At 66.4% G+C, this 21,301-nt stretch carries 17 protein-coding genes and 1 riboswitch; of the genes, 13 read left to right on the forward strand and 4 right to left on the reverse strand.

What is annotated here, in order from left to right; all coding sequences use genetic code 11:
- Positions 1 to 125 precede the first annotated feature (125 nt).
- On the reverse strand, positions 126 to 1,694 hold the full coding sequence (locus HH110_RS03105) for a BCCT family transporter (protein WP_102788207.1): 1,569 nt from the start codon (positions 1,692 to 1,694) through the stop codon (positions 126 to 128).
- A 292-nt stretch (positions 1,695 to 1,986) separates the two neighbouring features.
- Positions 1,987 to 2,088: riboswitch (TPP riboswitch) on the forward strand.
- A gap of 141 nt (positions 2,089 to 2,229) precedes the next feature.
- Between HH110_RS03105 and thiC the strand changes: the two genes are divergently transcribed.
- The 6 genes from thiC (at position 2,230) to HH110_RS03135 (ending at position 11,769) form a co-directional block, all read left to right on the forward strand.
- The gene (thiC, locus tag HH110_RS03110) at positions 2,230 to 4,107 is read left to right on the forward strand and encodes a phosphomethylpyrimidine synthase ThiC (protein ID WP_176988272.1); all 1,878 of its coding nucleotides are present in this window, start codon (positions 2,230 to 2,232) and stop codon (positions 4,105 to 4,107) included.
- A 97-nt stretch (positions 4,108 to 4,204) separates the two neighbouring features.
- Entirely contained in the window at positions 4,205 to 4,882 is a 678-nt protein-coding gene (locus tag HH110_RS03115) for an ion channel (protein WP_176988273.1), read from the forward strand.
- A 250-nt stretch (positions 4,883 to 5,132) separates the two neighbouring features.
- Positions 5,133 to 7,472, forward strand: a complete 2,340-nt coding sequence (locus tag HH110_RS03120) for a winged helix-turn-helix domain-containing protein (RefSeq protein ID WP_176988274.1) — start codon at positions 5,133 to 5,135, stop codon at positions 7,470 to 7,472.
- A 114-nt stretch (positions 7,473 to 7,586) separates the two neighbouring features.
- Entirely contained in the window at positions 7,587 to 8,468 is an 882-nt protein-coding gene (locus HH110_RS03125) for a helix-turn-helix transcriptional regulator (RefSeq protein ID WP_176988275.1), read from the forward strand.
- A gap of 68 nt (positions 8,469 to 8,536) precedes the next feature.
- On the forward strand, positions 8,537 to 11,389 hold the full coding sequence (locus HH110_RS03130) for a TonB-dependent siderophore receptor (RefSeq protein WP_176988276.1): 2,853 nt from the start codon (positions 8,537 to 8,539) through the stop codon (positions 11,387 to 11,389).
- Positions 11,390 to 11,562: 173 nt separating this feature from the next.
- Positions 11,563 to 11,769, forward strand: a complete 207-nt coding sequence (locus HH110_RS03135; protein ID WP_176988277.1) for a hypothetical protein — start codon at positions 11,563 to 11,565, stop codon at positions 11,767 to 11,769.
- Between the two features lie 55 nt (positions 11,770 to 11,824).
- Here the strand turns inward: HH110_RS03135 and HH110_RS03140 are convergent, their stop codons facing one another.
- A complete protein-coding gene (locus HH110_RS03140) occupies positions 11,825 to 12,943 on the reverse strand; it encodes an HDOD domain-containing protein (RefSeq protein WP_176988278.1) in 1,119 nt (372 codons plus the stop codon).
- 153 nt (positions 12,944 to 13,096) lie between these two features.
- On the reverse strand, positions 13,097 to 13,633 hold the full coding sequence (gene ppa / locus HH110_RS03145; protein ID WP_019183821.1) for an inorganic diphosphatase: 537 nt from the start codon (positions 13,631 to 13,633) through the stop codon (positions 13,097 to 13,099).
- A 168-nt stretch (positions 13,634 to 13,801) separates the two neighbouring features.
- On the opposite strand from ppa, the gene HH110_RS03150 reads away from it, so the two are divergent.
- The 5 genes from HH110_RS03150 to HH110_RS03170 all read left to right on the forward strand — a co-directional run bounded on the left by HH110_RS03150 (position 13,802) and on the right by HH110_RS03170 (position 19,671).
- Complete coding sequence (locus HH110_RS03150) at positions 13,802 to 14,353, forward strand: hypothetical protein (protein WP_241696374.1); 552 nt, start codon at positions 13,802 to 13,804, stop codon at positions 14,351 to 14,353.
- A gap of 42 nt (positions 14,354 to 14,395) precedes the next feature.
- The gene (locus tag HH110_RS03155) at positions 14,396 to 14,872 is read left to right on the forward strand and encodes a hypothetical protein (protein WP_176988279.1); all 477 of its coding nucleotides are present in this window, start codon (positions 14,396 to 14,398) and stop codon (positions 14,870 to 14,872) included.
- A 99-nt stretch (positions 14,873 to 14,971) separates the two neighbouring features.
- Positions 14,972 to 15,472, forward strand: coding sequence for an RNA polymerase sigma factor (locus HH110_RS03160; RefSeq protein ID WP_176988280.1), 501 nt, complete (start codon positions 14,972 to 14,974; stop codon positions 15,470 to 15,472).
- 135 nt (positions 15,473 to 15,607) lie between these two features.
- Positions 15,608 to 16,564, forward strand: coding sequence for a FecR family protein (locus tag HH110_RS03165; RefSeq protein WP_241696375.1), 957 nt, complete (start codon positions 15,608 to 15,610; stop codon positions 16,562 to 16,564).
- A 191-nt stretch (positions 16,565 to 16,755) separates the two neighbouring features.
- A complete protein-coding gene (locus HH110_RS03170) occupies positions 16,756 to 19,671 on the forward strand; it encodes a TonB-dependent receptor (RefSeq protein ID WP_176988282.1) in 2,916 nt (971 codons plus the stop codon).
- Positions 19,672 to 19,764: 93 nt separating this feature from the next.
- On the opposite strand, the gene HH110_RS03175 is transcribed toward HH110_RS03170, so the two are convergent.
- Entirely contained in the window at positions 19,765 to 20,022 is a 258-nt protein-coding gene (locus HH110_RS03175) for a DUF2789 domain-containing protein (RefSeq protein WP_176988283.1), read from the reverse strand.
- A 163-nt stretch (positions 20,023 to 20,185) separates the two neighbouring features.
- Between HH110_RS03175 and HH110_RS03180 the strand changes: the two genes are divergently transcribed.
- On the forward strand, positions 20,186 to 20,773 hold the full coding sequence (locus HH110_RS03180; RefSeq protein WP_176988284.1) for a biliverdin-producing heme oxygenase: 588 nt from the start codon (positions 20,186 to 20,188) through the stop codon (positions 20,771 to 20,773).
- 49 nt (positions 20,774 to 20,822) lie between these two features.
- The gene (locus HH110_RS03185) at positions 20,823 to 21,215 is read left to right on the forward strand and encodes a YbaN family protein (RefSeq protein WP_176988285.1); all 393 of its coding nucleotides are present in this window, start codon (positions 20,823 to 20,825) and stop codon (positions 21,213 to 21,215) included.
- The last annotated feature ends 86 nt before the right edge of the window (positions 21,216 to 21,301 follow it).

The raw sequence follows: 21,301 nt of genomic DNA on the forward strand, positions 1-21,301 counted from the left end.
GGCGCGACATGAGCCTCCAAGGACGGATTCACGGCGTGTCCCGCCAACCCACCCGTCCCGGCCCGCCCACCGATAGCCCGGGAAGCGTGCCGCTCTAGGCGACCAATCCGACCAACCCGACCACCCTAAGGCGCTCGAGCCGCCTCGTCGCGCGTCTCTTCCTGCGCCGCGATCTCCCGCTCGATCCACTCGTCCATCAACCGTCGCGCACGCTGCGCACGGCGGCGCTGCAACGCATGCTCCATGTCCAGCACCCGGTACAACGACCACATCACCGCCAGCATCAACAACGCGAACGGCAACGCCGCGATCGTGATCATCCCCTGCAGCGCATTGAGTCCGCCGGCCAACAACAGCACGCCCGCGATCAACGCAATCGCCACGCCCCACACCATCCGGCGCGCCAACGGCGGATCGCCGGCCTCCTCCGTCGACATCGTCGCCAGCACCAGCACCGCCGAATCGGCCGAGGTCACGAAGAAGATCATCAGCAATACCAGCGCGATCACCGACAACACCGTCGGCATCGGCAGGCTGTCGAACATCGTGAACAACACCGTCTCGTAGCCATTGCCCAGCGCCTGCGCCAGGTCCACGTGGCCGAAGATCTGCGACCACAGCGCCGTGCCGCCGAACACCGAGAACCACAGGAAGCCCAGCACGCTCGGTGCGATCACCACGCCCAGCACGAACTCGCGGATGCTGCGCCCTCGCGACACGCGCGCGATGAACGAGCCCACGAACGGCGCCCACGCGATCCACCAGGCCCAGTAGAAGATCGTCCAGTCGGCCACCCAGGTGCTGCCCGAGAACGGCGACATCCGCAGGCTCATCGTCACCAGCGAATTGAGGTACGAACCGATGGTCGTGGTGAAGGTATCGAAGATGAAGCCGGTCGGTCCCAGCACCAGGATCAGCGCCAGTAGCAATGCCGCCAGGCCGAGATTGAAGTTGGACAACCACTTGATGCCGCGGTGGACACCGCTGGTGGTGGAGGCCATGTACAGCACGAACGCCACCGCGATGATGGTCAGCTGCACCGGCACCGAGGCCTGGATGCCGAACACGCGCTCGAGACCGGCCGCGATCTGGATCGTGCCGAAGCCCAGCGTCGTTGCCACACCGATCGCCGTGGCGACGACTGCAGCGACGTTGACGACCGTGCCCATCCAGCCACGGTGATGCGCACCGATGATCGGCTGCAGCAGATCGCTGATCAGACCGCGGCCATTGCGGTTGAACTGGAACCACGCCATCGCCAGGCCGATCAACGCATAGATCGCCCACGGATGCAGGCCCCAATGGAAGAACGCATAGCGCATCGATGCGCGCGCCGCCTCCATGCTCTGCGGCGCCAACCCTTCCGGCGGTTTCACGAAGTGCGAGATCGGTTCGGCCGCGCCCCAGAACACCAGGCCGATGCCCATGCCCGCGGCGAACAGCATCGACATCCAGCTCGCATTGGAAAAATCGGGTTCGGCGTCTTCGCCGCCGATGCGCAGTGAACCGAAGCGGCCGAAGGCCAGGTACATCAGGAACGACAGGGTGATGAACACCACCAGCAGGTACAGCCAGCCAGTGCTGCGGATGATGGTGGACAGGCCGCTCTGGACGACCTCGTTGAAGGGGCCTGGCGCGAGGCCGGCGATCAGCACCAGCAGTGCGACCAGTGCGATGGAAATGCGGAACACCATGAAGGCGTGTCTCCGATCAGTAGGGGCGAGCCGAGGCTTGCAATCTCCAGCGGCACAGCGGCAACGACTGGGGCGGATCAAGCCGGTCGAGGCCGGTCAGTACGGACGTCAATGGCGTCGAGCAGTGCGTGGTGCGCGCACGATCCGGGGTGTTCACCCCGGTATCGCACCGCATACCGCGCCGCAGCATGGTAGTGCATCGGGTGTCGGCGCTTTGTTCACATCAAACCCATACCCGCCAGCGTGCGTCTTCGCCCGGGTGCCCCTCGCGCTTGCCTTTGTGGTCTAATTCGCCCCGAAGCGGGGGTACCGCGGCCCAGTGGCCAAGGTTGAGACAGTCCCTTCGAACCTGATCCGGTTGATACCGGCGTAGGGAAGCTTCGCATCTGCAGATGCATTGCGCCGTAGGGCCACCGCGCCCGGAGACCGCCCGCAATCCGTCCGTCGAGCGCCGCCGTTTCGTCCCTCCCATGCGAATCCCTCGCATAGAACCGCACAGTCCCTGTGCGGGGATTGAACCTAGGACGATGCCTCGATGAACGCACAGCTCTCCGCCCTGCAGCAACAGGCCCAGCAACTCTCCGAATCGGTCACACGGCCGATTCCCGGCTCGCACAAGATCCACGTGCAGGGCTCGCGCAGCGATCTGCAGGTGCCGATGCGCGAGATCACGCTGACCCGCACGCCCACCTTGTTCGGTGGCGAAGAGAATGCGCCGGTCACCGTCTACGACACCTCCGGCCCGTACACCGACCCGGGTGTCGCTATCGACCTCTCCGCCGGCCTGCCTGCGCTGCGGGCCGCCTGGGTGGCCGAACGTGGCGATACCGAGGTACTGGATGGCCTGAGCTCCGCGTTCGGCCGTTCTCGCGAAACCGATGCCCGGCTCGATGCGGTGCGCTTCCCATCGCGCCTGCAACCGCGACGCGCGTTGGCCGGCGCCAACGTCACCCAGATGCACTACGCACGCCGCGGCATCATCACGCCGGAGATGGAGTTCGTGGCCATCCGCGAGAACCAGCGCCTGGACGCGATCCGCGATGCCGCGCTGCTGAAGCAGCACCCCGGCGAGTCCTTCGGCGCCTCGATCCCGAGCATCATCACGCCCGAATTCGTCCGTGACGAAATCGCCCGCGGCCGCGCGGTGCTGCCCAACAACATCAACCACCCGGAAAGCGAGCCGATGATCATCGGCCGCAACTTCCTCACCAAGATAAACGCCAACATCGGCAACAGCGCGGTGTCCTCCGGCATCGCCGAGGAAGTGGAAAAGCTGGTCTGGGCGATCCGCTGGGGCGGCGACACCGTGATGGACCTGTCCACCGGCAAGCACATCCATGAAACGCGCGAATGGATCCTGCGCAACTCGCCGGTGGCGATCGGCACCGTGCCGATCTACCAGGCCCTGGAGAAGGTCGATGGCCGCGCCGAAGAACTGAACTGGGCGATCTTCCGCGACACCCTGATCGAGCAGGCCGAGCAGGGCGTGGATTACTTCACCATCCACGCCGGCGTGCTGCTGCGTTACGTGCCGCTGACCGCCAAGCGCGTGACCGGGATCGTCTCGCGCGGTGGTTCGATCATGGCCAAGTGGTGCCTGGCACACCACAAGGAGAACTTCCTCTACACGCACTTCGAGGACATCTGCGAGATCATGAAGGCCTACGACGTGACCTTCTCGCTGGGCGACGGCCTGCGTCCGGGCTGCATCGCCGACGCCAACGATGCCGCGCAGTTCGGCGAACTGGAAACCTTGGGCGAGCTGACCAGGATCGCGTGGAAACACGACGTGCAGACCATGATCGAAGGTCCCGGCCACGTGCCGATGCAGCTGATCAAGGAAAACATGGACAAACAGCTGCGCGAGTGCGGTGAAGCGCCGTTCTACACGCTCGGCCCGCTGACCACCGATATAGCGCCGGGTTACGACCACATCACCAGCGCGATCGGCGCGGCGATGATCGGCTGGTACGGCACCGCCATGCTCTGCTATGTGACGCCGAAGGAACACCTCGGCCTGCCCAACCGCCAGGACGTGCGCGACGGCATCATGGCCTACCGCATTGCCGCGCACGCCTCGGATCTGGCCAAGGGCCATCCCGGCGCGCAGGTGCGCGACAACGCATTGAGCAAGGCGCGTTTCGAGTTCCGCTGGGAGGACCAGTTCCACCTTGGGCTGGATCCGGAGAAGGCCAAGGAATTCCACGACGAGACGCTGCCCAAGGACGCGCACAAGCTCGCCCACTTCTGCTCGATGTGCGGCCCGCACTTCTGCTCGATGAAGATCACCCAGGACGTGCGCGACTATGCGGCGGGGCAGGGGTTGGATACGCACCAGGCGCTGGAAGCCGGCATGGCGGAGAAGTCCGCACAGTTCCGCGATCTGGGGGCCGAGGTGTATCGCCAGGAGTGAGGCAGCGGCCGGGGCGGTGTGCGCCGCCCCGGCCATCATCCAGTGCCCGCGCGATTCCGGCTAAGCTCGGCGCGACCAGGCAGGGGTGGGGACAACGATGGCGATAGCACGCAGCACCAAATGGTTGGCGATCGCGCGCCGGCATCCCTCGGCGTGGCTGCTGGCGGTGCAGCTGCTGGGCGTGCTGCTGTACCCGGCGATGGACGAGGCCGGCGCAAGCCGCGCGCTGTTCGGTGCGTTCGGGATCGCGGTGCTCGGTCTGGCCCTGTGGGTGGTACGCCGCAGCCCGTTGGGGATGTGGGTGGCGCTGGTGCTGGCGATCCCCTCGGTGGTGTTCTCGATCTCGGGGGCGCTGTTGGGGCGTCCGGCGCTGGTCACCACCGCCCAGCTGCTCGAATGCCTGCTGTACTTCTATACCGCCGGCAGCCTGATCGCCTACATGCTGCAGGACCACAAGGTCACCCGTGACGAGCTGTTCGCCGCGGGGGCCACCTTCACGCTGTTGGCCTGGGCATTCGCCTTCGCATTCGCGGTGTGCCAGCAGTGGTACCCGGGCAGTTTCGTGGCCACCAGCGAGAGCGAACTGCGCACCTGGATGGAGTTGCTTTATCTGAGCTTCAGCTTGCTCTCCGGGGTCGGACTGAGCGATGTGGTGCCCATCCATGCGCAGGCACGGGCGCTGGTGATGCTGGAACAGTTCGCCGGCGTGATGTACGTAGCGCTGGTGGTCTCGCGCCTGGTCGGGCTCACGATGATCCGTCGCATACAAAGCTGAATCGCGCATAAAAAATTCGCGCCCGAAGGCGCGAATGCTGAATCAATTTATGTGGATTCGTCGGCGAGAGAGAGCCTGGTGTTGGCCACACGCACAGGTGCGGTTAACCCACATAGGCTAGTATTCGCGCGCTTCAGTGTTTTTGCGCTTTGCGCTGATGCCTTGTGCGGAATCTGGCGGTTCGTTCGGTCGTTGTCGATTGTGATGAATGCTGCGTTCCAGTAGTCCTGCATTCACTCGTGTCACCGGAATGATCATCAACGACAGTGAGCGAACGTCAGCCGATGTAGTTCGAATCGGCGATTGCACCGTCATTCTTTCCTCGCGGGAAGTGATGGTGGTGGGCGTGCGTCGCCCGCGTCGGTTGACGCCCAAGGCGCTGGGCGTACTGAAGGCATTGATGCGCTCGCCGGGCGCCGTGGTGACCCGCGACGAACTGTTCGCCGAGGTCTGGCCGGATACGCTGCCCACCAACGACGTGCTGACCCAGGCCGTCACCCAGCTGCGCAAGGCCTTCGCCACCGACGAAGAGGCCGGTACCGCCTATATCGAAACCATCGCCAAGACCGGCTATCGCCTGCTCGTGCCCGTGAGTGCGGTCGAGGACGTGCGGGGCCTGGCGGCGATGGACGGCGTCGACCCGGATGCGCTGGAGGCCACCCCGGTGCTGCCCCCGGCCACCGCGCCGTCGCGCAGGCGTGTTGACGGCCCGCTGCGTCGGCAGTGGCGCCGCACCCGGCGTTACATCCTGCTCGCCATCGGCGTGGCGATGTTGATCGCCCTGCTGGTCATGGCGGCCCTGCTGGTACAGCGCGAACGGCCCGCCACGGCGGTGGACGCCGCGATCGAGGACGGCACCCGGGTGATCGGCAGCCCGCAGCGGCCGTACCGGCTGATCACCGCCACCTCGGGCTTCGAGACGTATCCCACGCTGTCCCCGGATGGTTCGCAGGTCGCCTACGAGGCCGATACGCCGGCACGCCAGGGCAGTGTCATCAAGGTGCAGACCTCCGGCAACGCGCCGGCACGCGTCCTGATGGATACGCCGGCCACGTATTCCGACCGGTTCCCGAACTGGTCGCCCAACGGGCGCGACATCGCCTTCGCCAGGTTCGGTCCGGACGGCAGCGGCAGCTGCGAGGTCATCATCGCCAGCGCCACCGGCGGTGCCCTGCGTCATGTCACCCGCTGCGATGGCACCGAGCTGCTCAGCTTCGACTGGACCTCGGACGGTCGCGGCCTGCTGTTCGGCTCACTGTCGGGCAAGTACGCGCATCGCGGCATCCGTACCCTGAACATCGCCAGCGGCAGCTGGACCGCGCTCGACTACACGATCGATGCGGACAGCTTCGAGTACGCGCCGCGCTATTCGCCCGACGGGCGCTGGATCGTGTTCGTGCGCAATCCGCAGGTCGGCGACCTGTGGCGGATCCCGGCAGAGGGCGGTACGCCGGAACAGCTCACCAACGATTCCGCCGAAATCCGCGGCTGGGCCTGGCGCAGCGACAGCCGCCACATCGTGTTCGGCCGCCGCGTGGACAGCGAAGCGCGCCTGTATGAACTGGACACGCGCACGCGCACGCTGCGCGACCTGGGGCTCGACGATGCGCAGGCGCCGGCGTTGTCGCGCAGCAACAACATGCTGGCCTTCATGCACCGCCGGGCGCAGTTCGGGCTGTTCAAAGTGCCGATCAACGCCGACGGCCCGGGCGCGCCCGAACGCCTGTTCGCCTCGGGCGGGCGCGATGCACAACCCATGATCGCGCCGGACGGCCGGCAGCTGGTCTTCAGCTCCAACCGCTCCGGCAGCTATGCGCTGTGGTGGGCGGACCTGCAGCGGCCTGAATCGCTGCGGCCGATCGAAGGCCTGCGCCCGGAAACCCGCCAGATTCCGGACTGGTCGCGCGACGCCCGCCATCTGCTGGTGCTGGGGCGTGATGAACACGCCAATCCGGCCATCTTCGAAGTGTCCCCGCGCGACGAGCAGACCGTGCGCCTGGCAGTGCCGGTGGCGCAGCCACTGCAGGCCCTGTATGGGCAGCGGCCGGAACAGCTGCTGGTGGTCGAGCGCGATCGCGACGAACGCATGCGTCTGTCGCTGTTCGATCGCACCGCCACGCCCTGGCGCTTGCTCGGCAGTATCGATGGCGTCTCCCAGGCACGCTATGACGTGGCGGGCGAACGCGTGCTGTTCACCCGCCTGTCGGCCAGTGGCCTGTGGTCGGCCGATGCCGCGCTGACGCCGCAGAGCATCCGCCAGGTCCGCAGCGATCAGCCCTCGCGATGGCGGTACCGCGCGTGGACGGTCTCCGGCACGGGGCAGATCGATTACCTCTCCAACCGCGCCGACTGCGCCACCGTGTTTGCCCGGCTCAGCGCGACCTCGGGCGACGGCGCGCACTGCCTGGACGCGGATCGGCTGGGCACCGGCAATGGATTCAGCGCAAGTCCGGACGGCAGTGCGGTGTATGTGGCCCTTGCCGTGGCCGATGGGTCCGACATCGGGGTCATGAGCCTGCCTGAAGCGACCTCGTCGTTCTTCCCGGCATTCTCCAACCTGCTGTTTATGAAGGGAAAAGACCCTTCGTAAGTTCTTCGTGAGGTTGTCGTGGCGAATTCGGATCAATCTCGCCAAGACGTCCTGAGGGCAGTCGCCTGATTTGGCAAAACTGCACGCCAGCAAAGGCAAACTCACGGTGCAGTCATGCGTCAGCTCTCCCTGGCCGATCGCGGTCAATCTCTTTCCCTGGACAAGGCCATCGACGATGGCGCGTTGCCGAACTGCCTGGGCGTTGCCCGGTTGGGCAGCCTGCAGACCGCCGGCACGACGTTCACGGTCTGGATGCAGGTGCGTGGCAGCGCATGGGTGGAATCCAAGGAGGGCAAGTTCCGTCTGCGCCAGCGTGAGTGGATCGCCTTCGAGAAGGACTCCAAGCCGATGGTGCAGGCCGGACGTGATGGCCTGTGCATCGGGTTGAGCCTGTCGCCGGACGCGCTGCGCGCGCTGGGCGAACTGGCCGACTGCAATCTCTACGCGGGCCGCGGCACGATGACGCGCGGCGAAATGCGCGTGGCGATGCGCCTGTGGCGTGACGCACTGACCAGCGACCGGCCGATGCAGGGCCTGCGCCCGGCGTTGCTGCACCTGGCTGCGCTGCAGCAGGGCATGGCCACCGGCGTGCAGCGTTGCCCGGGCCGTTCGCGCAGCCGCAAGCGCCAGGTGTTCGGGCGCATGCAGCGTGCGCGCCTCTATCTGGAAGGCAACAGCCACCGCGTGGTGCGCATCGGTGAACTGGCCGAGCTCACCAACTTTTCCAGCTGGTACCTGTCCAAGACCTTCCAGAGCCTGTACGCGGAGAGCCCGCAGTCGCTCTCGGCGCGCCTGCGTCTGGAGCGTGCGGCCGATCTGCTGCGTGATACCGACATGATGGTGGGCGAGGTGGCCGCGGCCAGCGGGTTTGACAACTGCTGCAGCTTCGCACGGGCGTTTCGGGCCCGTTTCGGGTTGTCCGCGTCACGCTACCGTGAGGCAGGTGCGAACCTGTCGCCAGAGTCGGCAAAGTCTTTGGTTGCATCACGCAAATAATTAGCTGCAACGCAATCGTAACTTTCCGAGGCGGTTTAACACGCTACTAACGTACCTCGGAGAGATAAATGAATTTTCGTACTCCTGCAGTGCGGCTGGGCCTTCTGCCCGCCGGCATTGCGCTCGCGCTCGTGCCGAGCTTTGCCTCGGCGCAGGAAGCTGCTGCCGGCACCACTGACCTGGACCGTATTTCGGTCACCGGCTCGCGCATCCGCGGCGCCAACATGGAGACCCAGCAGCCGATCCTGACGATGACCCGTGAAGCCCTGGAAAAGCAGGGTTTCTCGAGCGTCGCGGACGTGCTGAACAACCTGACCTCGGCCGGTTCCCCGGCCATCTCGCGTTCGGATTCGCTGTCCTCCGGCGAGAACGTGGGCGGCTACTACGTCGACATCCGTAACCTGGGCGCCCAGCGCACGCTGGTGCTGATGAACGGCAAGCGCCTCGGCGCGTCCACCTCCGGCCTGCAGGATCTGAGCCAGATCCCGATGTCGGCGGTCGAGCGCATCGAGATCCTGAAGGACGGCGCGTCCTCGATCTACGGTTCGGACGCCATCGCCGGCGTGGTCAACGTGATCACCCGCAAGAACATCGACGGCGGCGAAGCCAGCGTCCGTGTTGGCCAGTTCGGCAACGGCGACGGTGACGAGCAGCAGTACTCGATGACCCTCGGTGCAAAGGGCGAGCGCGGCAGCCTGACGCTGTCTGCCGAGTACTCCAAGCAGGATCCGGTGTGGGCCAAGGACCGCTGGTACAGCCGTGACGGCTCGCTGGGTCCGAACTCGACCAGCGAAGACTGGAGCCCGATCAGCCAGAATGGCAGCTGGTGCAACCCGACCCTGTTCGACTGCACCAAGGGCACTGCCGTGTGGCAGACCCTGAACGCGGGCGGCAACCCGAAGAACGCCGGCGATTACCACGAGCTGACCTCCGACGAATTCGCCAACGCCAATGAGCAGATGACCCTGCTGACCGGCGTCAAGCGCAAGTCGGTGTACATCAACGGCACCTACGACTTCACCGATTCCATCAGCCTGAACACCGACCTGCTCTACAACGAGCGTCAGACGTTCCAGCAGATTGCCGGTTACCCGTACCAGTCCGCTGCATCGAACATCAACACCCCGCTGTCCGGTTCCAGTGCGTTCAACCCGCTGAGCCAGGACATCAGCTTCCGCCGTCGCCTGTGGGAAATGCCGCGTACCAGCGAAAGCCAGCTGAAGACCCTGCGCTTCGCGCCGACCGTCAGCGGCTACTTCGAGCTGGCCGGCAAGACCTTTGACTGGGACGTGGGTGCCCTGTGGAACCGCAACGAGTCGATCGTGACCCAGCGCGGCGACATGAGCCTGATCGCTTCCCAGCAGGCCCTCGGCCCGTCGTTCGTCGACGCCGGTGGCGTTGCCCGTTGCGGCACCGCCGCCAACCCGATCCTGGGCGATTGCCGCCCGTGGAATCCGCTGCTGCCGTACGGCGTTGCGGGCCAGGGTTCGCTGGCTGACCAGGAACTGCAGGAATTCCTGTTCCCGACCTTCACCACCCGTGGCGTGACCAAGACCACCAGCTTCACCGCCAACCTGGCCGGTTCCATCGTGACCCTGCCGGCCGGCGACCTGGGCTTCGCCATGGGCGTGGAGCACCGCAAGGAAGAAGGCAACTATGTGCCGGACGCCTTCGCGCAGTCGGGCAAGTCCACCGGCCTGGGCCAGAAGCCGACCCAGGGTGAGTACGATCTGAACGAGGTCTACCTCGAACTGAACGTGCCGATCCTGGCCGACATGGCGTTTGCCAAGGAACTGACCTTCAACGTTGCCAGCCGTTATTCGGACTACAGCAACTTCGGTGGCACCACCAACAGCAAGTTCGGCCTGACCTGGCGTCCGATGGACGAGCTGCTGGTCCGCGGTACCTATGCGGAAGGCTTCCGCGCTCCGACCATCTCCGATCTGTACGGTGGCCTGAGCTCGAGCTTCGAGTCGTACATCGATCCGTGCGGCGTCACCGCGCCGGGCAGCGTTGCCGGCAACGGCCCGTGCTCGGCCGCTGGCGTTCCGGCCAACTACACCCAGATCGGCCAGGGCAACAAGGTCTGCTCGACCCTGCCGTGCCAGTCGGGTGACCAGTTCGTTTCGGGTGCCAACCCGAACCTGACCCCGGAAACCTCCAAGAGCAAGACCGTCGGTCTGGTCTGGAGCCCGCGTTGGGTGCAGGGCCTGGACGTCTCGCTGGATTGGTACCGCTACGAGATCAGCGACATGATCATCGAAGACAGCGTCGACCGCATCCTGCGTGACTGCTACGTGCTGGGCAACTCGGCCCGCTGCGAAGGCGTCGTTCGTGCACCGGACGGCCACGTGAGCGCGCTGACCTACGGCACCGCCAACCTCGGCAAGATGGAAACCGAAGGTTACGACCTGGGCATCAAGTACCGCCTGCCGGAGCTGGCCATCGGCCAGTTCAACATCGATTGGCAGACCAGCTACCTGTCCAAGTACGACGAAGCCGGTGAAAACAGCAACGGCGACCCGATCATGATCGGCATGGTCGGCCAGTCGGGTGACACCACGCTGTTCCGCGTGCGCTCGAACCTGGGCGTCAACTGGGCGATGGGTGACTTCGGTGTCAACTACACCGCGCGTTACTACTCGGGCCTGAGCGAGTCGTGCATCTCGATCGGCTGCACCGACCCGAACCGCTTCGCCAACGGTGAAGCCGCTCCGCTGCGCAAGACTGGCTCCAACACCTTCCACGACCTGCAGGTCAGCTGGCAGGCTCCGTGGGATGCCACCATCGCAGTGGGCGCCAACAACGTGTTCGACCACAAGGGCCCGCTGATGTACTCGGCACCGAACTCGAGCTTCGCCTACTACGGCGGTTTCGATATCGGCCGCTTCCTGTACATGAAGTACACCCAGCGCTTCTGATCCATCGAAGCAGTGGTGCAAAACAAAGGAGGGCGGACCGCAAGGTCCGCCCTCTTTTCATTGTGGGGTAAGAAAATTCTGAGTTTTAGCGGATGGTGATCTGCTTCACATTATTGGGTGAATTTCAGTTGATACCGTCAATCGGTCCAATGACGGACGATGGAGGGCTCGATATGAAAATGACGTTCGCTCAGAAACTCGCCGGCGTGTTCCTCGGCACACTGGCTGTGGCGGGAAGTGCATCGGCCGGCCTCATTGTCTGCAAGGGAGGCCGCTACTGCGACACGCTGCGCATCGAGTGCGTCAACTCTGGCGAACTGCCCGCCGCCTGCGAGCAGATGTGGCGCCTGTGCGTGCTGGACGCCTGTCCGCAGCGCTGAAGCGACGATGGCGCGCCATGACGGCGCGCCATCCTTTTTACATACCCTCGCGCGCTCAGGCGTCGCTGGCAACCAACCCCATCAATCCATTGGCGTGATCGCGCCACTGCGGCAGCTTGTTGAGCACGCCGGCGCGCTGCAGGTATTCCTCGTCGACCGGGTCGCCATTGATCAGCGCCAGCGCCACGTGCACCGCGCCGGTTACCCAGAAGCTGCGGGTGTTCGAGCGTTGCGGCTGCAGGTGGAAGGCCACGGCCTCGATGATCGGCATCGGTAGGCCCCACAGCCCCAGCAGATAGGCGCCCGCCTCGGCGTGGCCCGGGCGATCGTCGGCCGCGTCGTCCGGCGTGCGCTCGTTGCGCACACCCGGCAGCAGCAGGCCAATGTCCGCCAGCAGGGCGGCGGTGGCGCCGAGTTCCGCGCTGGAGTCGGGCAGCAGCTTGGCGGCCAGGCGCGAAGCCAGCAGCGCGCGCTGCTGCAGTGAGTTGCGCTCGGCCCCGGACAGTGGCTGGGCGGAAAACACTTCGCTGGCCAGTACCAGGTCGCGCAGCGTCGACAGCCCCAGGCGGGTCACCGCCGTGCGCAGGTCGGAGATGATCCGGCCATTGTTGAAGAAGGCGGAGTTGGACAACTGCAGCACCTTGGCCGCGATGGCCGGGTCGGCCGCGACCAGCTTGGCCACGTCGGCGGTATTGGTGTCGTCGTCGTGTTCCAGCGCCTGGGTGAGGGTCAGGTACAGATGCGGCGGGGAGGGCAGCTTCTCGATCCGGCCGATGGCGCTGCGCAGGCGCGCGCTGTCGAGCAGTTCGCGCAGCTCTTCCAGGCTGGTCAGGGCCTCGAGCAGTACTTCCGGGGCCAGCGGCATCGGCAGGAAGCGATGGGCCACGCCGATCAGGCGTGCCGGCGGCGGGCGGTTACCGTGCTCGGCATCCACCAGCGCGATGCGGATGGTCTCAGGGCGCAGCGTGCGGATCTGGCCGAGCAGCGTGGTGGCGTTGAGATCGGGCAACTGCGGGCACACGATCACCGCATCCACGGGCGAACCGGCGACGATGCCCATGGCGCTCTGGCCATCGGTAGCGGTCAGTGGTTGCCACTCTTCCCCAAGATCGGCAATGAATTCCAACAGCTCAGCCGACAGGCTGGCTTCGTCCCCAACAAGCAGAATGCGCACGACACGGTCCCCTGGCTGACCACGGTGAAACGCACCGTGGACGGTGTGAAGAGACGCAATGTACCCAATCCGGCACGAATAGTGATGTGCCGCATTGAAAAAACGTGATGCGCATCGCTCCGGCAGCGCTGTGCCGGAGCGACGGGGTCATTCTCAGGCGATGTTGCCGAGGTAGCGCTGGTGCGCTTCGACCAGGATCTTCTTGGCTTCGGCGGCGCCGCCCCAGCCGTCGAGCTTGACCCACTTGCCCTTTTCCAGGTCCTTGTAGTGCTCGAAGAAGTGGCCGATGCGCTCCAGCCAGTGGCTGGACACCTGCTCGATGTCCTCGACGTGGGCATAGCCACTGAACACCTTGGAGATCGGCACGGCCAGGATCTTCTCGTCGCTGCCGGCTTCATCGCTCATCTTGAGCACGCCGACCGGACGGCAACGCACCACCGAGCCCGGGACCAGCGGCAGCGGCAGCACCACCAGCACGTCGGCCGGATCGCCGTCGCCACACAGGGTGCTCGGCACGTAGCCGTAGTTGCACGGGTAGCGCATCGGGGTGGAGAGGATGCGGTCGACGAAGATCGCGCCGGTTTCCTTGTCCACTTCGTACTTCACCGGCTCGGAATCCTTCGGGATCTCGATGATGACGTTGATTTCTTCCGGCGGGTTCTTGCCCGGCGAAACGAGTTCCAGACCCATGGGTGTGCTCCAGCTGAGAGGGGGTAGGGCGCAAAGTCCGCCATTTTATGCCTTTGCCGGCCGCCGTGCAGCGGCCGGCGGCGCAAAGGGTGTTTCACCGACCCTGCCGCGGGCGGGAGAGCCGGCACCACTGCCTGAAATCCCCACCCAGCGGCGCGGTTGGCGCCGATGTCCCCGCCCGGCGCGGCCGCCGATCATGGCAGCCAACCCGTCTGGAGCCTGGTGATGATGCTGATGAACCCGCTGGCGACCGTATCGCTGGCTTTGGGACTGCTGCTGGCAACCGGCGCCTGTGGCGCCTCCGGCCGGCAGGACGCCTATGTCGACCTGGTCGACTTCCCGCACCAGGAGGCCAACTGGGATCGCTTCTATGCCCTCGAAGACCACCTGATCCGCGCATTCCACGATATCTGTGGCGACACCTACTGCGAGGGCGAGTACAGCAACCACATTGCGCTGCAGTTCCGCTGCTCGGTCCATGCGCCCAGCGGCACGGTCCATGCCTGCAGCCTGGTGATCGGCGCCGGCAACCTCGAGGTGGACGGCGGCACCGGCCAGGTAGTCCCTGACAGCCGGACCTGGGCCTGCGCCACGCCATTGGGGGCCAACACGCCGGTGGAGGCGCTGCATGCGGTCCTGGCGCTGGGCGACCCGTTGCGCAGACCGTTGCCCGGGTCGGGCCGATCCATGCACGACGCCCTGATCGACTGCCTCAACTGACCGGTTGGGGCGTCCCTCTCACTTCGTACAGGAAGACTGCCCATGAAGAGCTTCATTCCGCGCGTGCTGCTGGTGCTTGCCAGCTGTACTGCCGTCGCCACCGGCCATGCTGCTGGCCCCTACGTCGATGCCCGGGTATACCCGACCCAGTCCGAAGGCTGGGAACGCTTCCGTGCGGTGGAAGCGCGGCTGCTGCGCGGCTTCGATGACATCTGTGGCGACACCTTCTGCGAAGGCGAATACCACAACCTGCAGGCGTTGCGTTTCCGCTGTTCGGTGGAGGCCGACACGGGGCGGGTGGGGGAATGCCTGTGGACGTTTACCGGCAGCACCGCCCGCGTGGACACCGCCACCGGCCGCATCGCGGTCGACGCACGGACCTGGGCCTGCCGGGCACCGCTGCAGGTCGACACGCTGCTCCCGGTTCTGCTGCAGACCCTGGAGGCGGGCGACGCACTGCATGTCGCGTTGCCGGGAACCTCGGACAGCATCTATGACGGGCTGACCGAGTGCCTGTAGTGCCAAGCGCTCAAACGTGACGCATTCTCATTTGGGGAGTAACATGCCGCGCCTTACGGATGGCCGCCCTCCGGCGGTCCCGCTTCGTGCATCGGCCTCATGTCCTCCAACGCCACCACCCTCACCGAGCTGTTGATCCGCGAGCGCCCGGCCCTGCTGCGTCTGGTCCAGCGCATCCTGGGCAGTGACGGCGGCGCAGAGGATGTGATCCAGTCGATCTGGTTCAAGGCCCGCAGCGTGGACGGCGGCCAGTCGATCAGCAATCCCCGCGCCTACCTGTATCGGTTGGCGGCGAACCTGGCGACCGATCATGGCCGTGAGCGGACCCGGCGCTCGCGGCTGTTGGCCGACCACTATCTGTGGGGGCCGGACGAAGTGCTCTCGACCGAAGAGCAGGCGATGGCGCAGGACGAACTGCAACGCGTGCTGGAGGCGGCCGAGCATCTTCCCGAGCCCACCCGTACCATCTTCCGTCTCAACCGGTTGCAGGGCATGACCCAGGTCGAGGTCGCCAGACGCCAGGGCGTGTCGGTGACAACCGTCGAGAACCACGTGCGCAGCGCGCTGCAGCGGCTGGCCTGGGCACGCAGCGGGCGCTGAGCGTCATGCACGCGGGCTTGGGGAAGCCCGTTTCCCATCCGTCTTGATCATAATGCCGTCCCTTCCGGCATCTTCCCTCGTCCGCGCGCGACCGCGCGACTCCCGCCAGCCATGAGCCCGCACGAACCGCCTCCGATGTCCCGACCCTTGCCGCCGTCCGATCCTGCTGCCGTCCAGGCCCGTGCCTGGATTGCCTGGCTGGCCTCCGGGGCGGTCGAACCGACGCAGATGCAGGCGTTCGAGCAGTGGCTGGCCGAGCCGGACAACCGCCGCACCTTCGAATACGAGCGCCAGCTGTGGCGCAGCCTCGGGCCGCGCCCGGCATCGGCCCCGGCAGGGGCACGGTCGCGGCGTCGCGGGCGCTGGCCCGTCGCTGCGGCGGCCACCGCAGCGCTGCTCGCACTGACCTGGGTGGCACCGGAGGCGTGGCTGCGGCTGCAGGCGGATCACCGCAGCGGGACGGGCATCCAGTCCGTGGCGCTGCCCGATGGCAGCCGCGCCGTGCTCGATGCCGACAGCGCGATCGCGGTCCGCTACGACGGCCAGGTGCGCCGCATCGCGCTGCTGCGCGGGCAGGCCTGGTTCCAGGTGACGCCTGATCCGGCGCGTCCGTTCCAGGTGGATGCGCAGGGCGGCGTGATCGAAGACATCTCCACGGCGTTCGCGGTTGCGCGCGAAGACGATCACGTGGAGACGATCGTCGAACAGGGACGGGTTCGCGTCGCGGCGGCCGATCGCACTGGCTGGACCTACCTGGATGCCGGCCAGCGCGCGCGTTTCGCAGCGGGCGAGCGGGTGACGCGGCAGGAGGACGTGGCGCTGGACCGGATCGCCGCCTGGCGTGAGGGTGAACTGTTGATCGAGGCGGCCGGTGTCGAGGATGCGGTCCGGCGCATTGCGCGCTATCGGCCCGGCGCTACGTTCGTGCGCGGGGATCTGTCGACCCTGCCGTCGGTCAATGCGGCCTTCCGCATCGACCGGCCAGAGCAGGCCCTGGACGCGCTGGCGGTGAGCGCTGGACTGACCGTCACCCGGCTGCCGATGGGCGTGGCGATCGTCGCACCCGCCACGACTACGACTACGACGGAGTAATACCGCACGCGGTGCCGTCATGGCATCCGCGCGCCAGACACGTCACGCACGCGCATTGGTCTTGGGGCTGCGCCCCGTTCGTTCGTCTTATCCGGCATAACGTACCCGCCGCCGCCACGTACGTCCGCTGCATCCGCACCTGCGTGCGGGTGACCCGCCTCTGCGGCACTGATCCTCTGACAGGTTTTTCCATGCGCATTTCCACCCGCGCGGGCCATCGTCCGCGCCCGTCACGTCTCTGCATCGCCCTGCTCACTGCCGGCCTGGCGGCCGCGCCCGCACTCCCGGCACTGGCCCAGTCCGGCCCGACGTCCGCTGCGGCGACCCTGCGTTTCGACATTCCCGCCCAGCCGCTGTCCGATGCGCTGCGCGCCTACATGCGCCAGTCCGGGATGCAGGTCGCCTATCCCGCCGCGCTGGCCGAGGGTGTGATCTCCAGCCCGGTGACCGGGCAGATGGACGCCCCGGCGGCGTTGCTGCGCCTGCTGCAGGGCAGTGGGCTGAGCATGCGCCCGGTGGGCCCCGACGCGGTGACCCTGGAGCGCGCGGCGGTGGCGGCCAGTGGCGATGGCCTGATCGTCACCGACGCGCTGAGCGTGGCCGGTGACCGCATCGACGGCGGCAGCGATACCGAGCGCGCGCTGGATGTGTACCGCACCGCCGGCTCCAGCGCCTACATCGCGCGCGCCACCATCGAACGCTTCCGCGGCACCTCCACTGCGGACATCGTCAAGGGCGTCGCCGGCGTCACCGCGGGTGACCCGCGTACCGCCAACGCGCTGGACGTGAACATCCGCGGCATCCAGGGCCAGAGCCGCATCCCGGTGATCATCGATGGCGGGCAGTCGACCATGGACACCTACCGCGGTTACGCGGGGCAGTCGCAGCGCACGTATCTCGATCCGGACCTGATCTCCAACATCACCATCACCAAGGGCCCGAGCCTGGGCGTCAACGCCTCCGGCGGCATCGGTGGCGTGGTCGAGATGGAGACGCTGAAGATCGAGGACGTGCTGCGCGACGGCCGCGATGCCGGCCTGCGCGTGCGCACCGGCATGGCCAATGCCAGCGCCAACAACGTACCCGCCTACGACGCCGCACCGCGTACCGACCGCAGCGCGTTGGGCAGCCAGTTCTTCAACATCGCCACCGCCAAGCACCGGGATCGTTTCGACCTGGTGGCGGCCTACGCATGGCGCGAGAACGGCAACTATTTCTCGGGCAAGCACGGCTACGACGATTTCCCGCAGACCCGCCGCACCCTGGCGCCGTTGAATCCGCCGGACACCGAAGTGTTCAACACCTCCTCGCGCTCGGAGTCGTTCCTGCTGAAGGGCACCTGGCGCATCGACGACAACCAGACGCTGGAAGCCGGTTATCGCCGCTATGAAGGCACCGCCGGCGAGATCATGGCCTCGCAGATCATCCGCGTCGACCGCGACCGCGTGCCGCAGTGGGATCCGGGCCATGTCGACATGGATGCCTACAACCTGCGCTACCGCTTCAACCCGGACAACGAGCTGATCGATCTGAAGGCCAACCTCTGGTACACCGACGCCGACAGCCTGATGTACAACGGCCTGACCGGAATCACGCCGTGGTACTTCGATCGCCGCACCGAGTGGTACGACGGTCCGTCGTTCAACACCGATCCGGGCTACAAGGATGCTTATCGCAACGAGCTGACCCAGACCCGGCTCGGCTTCGACGTGGGCAACACCACGCACCTGGATTCCGGTGCCGGCCTGTTCACGCTGGACTACGGCCTGTCCTTCAGCGACGAGGACGTCGGCCCCGGCCCGCACTCGCCGGCGATGCACGACGACCTGGTCAACAACCGCTTCCTGCGCAACGCCGAGCGCAAGGAATACAGCGCGGTGGCCTCGATCAAATGGCAACCGGACGAGCATTGGGAAGTGGTGCTCGGCGGGCGCTACAACCGCGTCAACGTGCATGACCGCAACCGCCTGGCCACGCCGGATAGCTACGGCGTGATCGGTCAGTACCGCTACACCCAGCTGCTGGATGGCAACCCGAACCTGCCGGCATGGCGGGCCAAGCGCATCGCCATGCTGAACTGGTATCCGGATGCCAATGGCCAGTTCACCGAGGCCTCGCTGCTGGCCTCGCCGTACGAGAAGGGCACGGTCGGCGACATCACCGGCTGGAACTTCTACGATGCGGATGACGCCGAAGATCTGCGCGTGCCGGTCAGCTGGACCTGGTCGCAGCCGATCCGTCGCCGCGACAGTGCCTTCATGCCCAGCGCGAGTGTTGCCTACCGCTTCGACGAAGACACGATGGTGTATGTGAAGTACGCCGAAGGCGTGAAGCTGCCCAGCCTGTTCGAAACCACGCTGGGCCTGTTCACCGCGGCCAAGCCGACCGGTGAGCTCAAGCCGGAGCGGGCAGGGACCTGGGAAATCGGCGCGAGCACGGTGCGGCACGGCCTGTTCACCGAGGGCGACCAGGCCGGGTTCAAGCTGGCCTACTTCAATACGCGCATCGATGATCTGATCACCCGCGACTACCGCACCTTGTCGGCCGGCCTGATCCGCAACGTGGACCGCTTCAAGGTCTCCGGCGTGGAGTTCCAGTCCAGCTATGACAGCGGCACGGTGTTCGCCGATCTGTCCGCGCATTACTACATCGAGGCCAAGACCTGTGCGCCGGACATCGCCGCCGAGCGCCGCGCCTACGGTATCCAGCGGAAGATCGAGGAACTGAAGAACACGCCGGACTGTGTCGATGGTGGCTTCGAAGGGTCGTACAGCAACACCCAGAACCCGCCGCGCTACAACGTCAACCTGACCTTGGGTTCGCGGCTGTTCGACCAGCGCCTGAGCTTTGGCACCCGGGTGATCCACAACGCCGGCCCGATCAGCAGGCTGGACAAGGAATGGAACGTCGGCCTGTCGGCGATCCAGCAGCTGTACCGCCCGGCGACCATCGTCGACCTGTTCGCCAGCTGGCAGGCCAGCGAGCAGTTCGCGGTGGACCTCAACGTGGACAACCTGACCGATCGCTACTATCTCGATCCGCTGGCGCTGGGTGTGATGCCCGCACCGGGCCGGACCGTGCGGCTGGCGCTGACCTACCGCTACTGATGCCCGGACACGACAGGGGCCGGCATTGCCGGCCCCTGCGTGCATCCGGCCGGCACACACCGTGCCCGGCCGCTGTCAGCATCGCGCGACCGATCAGCCGGCGTTGGCCTGCTGGGTCGCATCGGCGTGCAGGGCTTCGCTGAGCTCATCGACCACGATCGCCCATTCCGCATCCGAGCGCAGCTGCTCGGTGAGGAACTGGCGCTGTCCGTCGTTCCAGTACGGCGCTTCGATCAGGCGGATGTCGTTGGAGAGCTGGTGGTCGCGGATGAAGGCCGCGATCGCCGCCTCGCTGGCGTCCAGCCCGAGCTGCAGGAACAGGTTGGTCATGCGCGGTTCGGTCGTGATCATCGTGTCATTCCAGTGGCAGGGCGTGGTCCGTATTATCGGGGCAACGCCGTGACGGTGGCATGTGACGGACGCAACACGGATCCACGCTAAACGGGCTTGGGGTTGCACCCGTGCCAGACGTCTTCAACAGAGAACCGCGCCCACTTCCCCTGCAAGCACTGCCATGATCGTCATCGATACTCCCGAAGCCACCCGCAGCCAACGCCTCAAGGCCGCCACCCGCGACAGCCATGGCGCGCTGGACAAGCGCATCATGGCCGGCGACATCTTCGCCAGCCGCGACCTGTTCGCAAAATTCCTGCGCGTGCAGTACCGCTTCCACCGCGATATCGATGCGCTCTACGGCAACCCCGCGCTGGACGCGCTGCTGCCCGATCTGGATGAGCGCCGCCGTCTGCCGCTGATCGCCCGCGATCTGGCCGACCTGGAACAGACCCTGCCGCTGCCGGCGTCGACGCGCCTGGATGGCGATCTGCCGCTGCCGGCCGCGCTGGGCTGGCTGTACGTGGCCGAAGGCTCCAACCTCGGTGGCACCGTGCTGTACAAGATGGCGGCCAGGCTTGGTCTGGACAGCGATTTTGGCGCGCGCCATCTGGCCGCGCACCCGGATGGCGCGGCCCGCCACTGGCGCGAGTTCACCGCCGCACTGGATGGTGTGGCGCTGACCGCCGCGCAGGAGCAGCAGGTGATCGATGCGGCCGATGCAGCCTTCCGCAGCGTGCACGGCCATGTCGAGGAAGAATTCGCATGATCGCCGCCCGCGCCACGCCCGCGGTGCCGGACCCCCACGGCCGCCCGTGATGCGCTGGCTCTGGTTCGGCCTGGGCTGGATCATGGTGGCGCTGGGCGTCATCGGCGCCCTGCTGCCGGTGATGCCGACCACGATCTTCCTGATCCTGGCCGTCAGCTGTTTCGCGCGCAGCTCGCCGACATTCGAACGCCGGCTGCTCGAGCATCCGCGTTACGGGCCCCCGCTGCGCCTGTGGCGCGAGCAGGGCGCCATCAGCCGCAAGGGCAAGGCCTTCGCCGGCGCCGGCATGGCGTTCGGCTTCGTCATGTTCTGCTGGGGCGCGCATCCGTCCTGGCCGCTGCTGCTTGGCGTCGGGGTGTTCTTCGCGGCCAGCGCGGCATATGTGCTGTCGCGGCCCGCGCCGCGGCCGCCCGGCGTGCCGGTTCCCCCGTCGGAGCGCTGAACGCGGTGCCTCGCCTGCGCGGATCCACACCGCAACACCCCGATACTTCTCCGCCTCCCTCTCGCCTCCCTCTCGCCTCCGGCGCT

This window comes from Stenotrophomonas sp. SAM-B, assembly GCF_013387485.1.
In the GTDB taxonomy this organism is placed as follows: domain Bacteria; phylum Pseudomonadota; class Gammaproteobacteria; order Xanthomonadales; family Xanthomonadaceae; genus Stenotrophomonas; species Stenotrophomonas maltophilia_AA.

What these genes read in the sequence shown, in the direction of transcription:
- HH110_RS03135 (WP_176988277.1), top strand. Translation starts at nt 11,563, where the DNA reads ATGAAAATGACGTTCGCTCAGAAACTCGCCGGCGTGTTCCTCGGCACA.
- ppa (WP_019183821.1), bottom strand. Translation starts at nt 13,633, where the DNA reads ATGGGTCTGGAACTCGTTTCGCCGGGCAAGAACCCGCCGGAAGAAATC.
- HH110_RS03150 (WP_241696374.1), top strand. Translation starts at nt 13,802, where the DNA reads ATGTCCCCGCCCGGCGCGGCCGCCGATCATGGCAGCCAACCCGTCTGG.
- HH110_RS03180 (WP_176988284.1), top strand. Translation starts at nt 20,186, where the DNA reads ATGATCGTCATCGATACTCCCGAAGCCACCCGCAGCCAACGCCTCAAG.
- HH110_RS03165 (WP_241696375.1), top strand. Translation starts at nt 15,608, where the DNA reads ATGTCCCGACCCTTGCCGCCGTCCGATCCTGCTGCCGTCCAGGCCCGT.
- HH110_RS03120 (WP_176988274.1), top strand. Translation starts at nt 5,133, where the DNA reads ATGATCATCAACGACAGTGAGCGAACGTCAGCCGATGTAGTTCGAATC.
- HH110_RS03160 (WP_176988280.1), top strand. Translation starts at nt 14,972, where the DNA reads ATGTCCTCCAACGCCACCACCCTCACCGAGCTGTTGATCCGCGAGCGC.
- thiC (WP_176988272.1), top strand. Translation starts at nt 2,230, where the DNA reads ATGAACGCACAGCTCTCCGCCCTGCAGCAACAGGCCCAGCAACTCTCC.
- HH110_RS03105 (WP_102788207.1), bottom strand. Translation starts at nt 1,694, where the DNA reads ATGGTGTTCCGCATTTCCATCGCACTGGTCGCACTGCTGGTGCTGATC.
- HH110_RS03170 (WP_176988282.1), top strand. Translation starts at nt 16,756, where the DNA reads ATGCGCATTTCCACCCGCGCGGGCCATCGTCCGCGCCCGTCACGTCTC.
- HH110_RS03175 (WP_176988283.1), bottom strand. Translation starts at nt 20,022, where the DNA reads ATGATCACGACCGAACCGCGCATGACCAACCTGTTCCTGCAGCTCGGG.
- HH110_RS03155 (WP_176988279.1), top strand. Translation starts at nt 14,396, where the DNA reads ATGAAGAGCTTCATTCCGCGCGTGCTGCTGGTGCTTGCCAGCTGTACT.
- HH110_RS03130 (WP_176988276.1), top strand. Translation starts at nt 8,537, where the DNA reads ATGAATTTTCGTACTCCTGCAGTGCGGCTGGGCCTTCTGCCCGCCGGC.
- HH110_RS03185 (WP_176988285.1), top strand. Translation starts at nt 20,823, where the DNA reads ATGCGCTGGCTCTGGTTCGGCCTGGGCTGGATCATGGTGGCGCTGGGC.
- HH110_RS03115 (WP_176988273.1), top strand. Translation starts at nt 4,205, where the DNA reads ATGGCGATAGCACGCAGCACCAAATGGTTGGCGATCGCGCGCCGGCAT.
- HH110_RS03125 (WP_176988275.1), top strand. Translation starts at nt 7,587, where the DNA reads ATGCGTCAGCTCTCCCTGGCCGATCGCGGTCAATCTCTTTCCCTGGAC.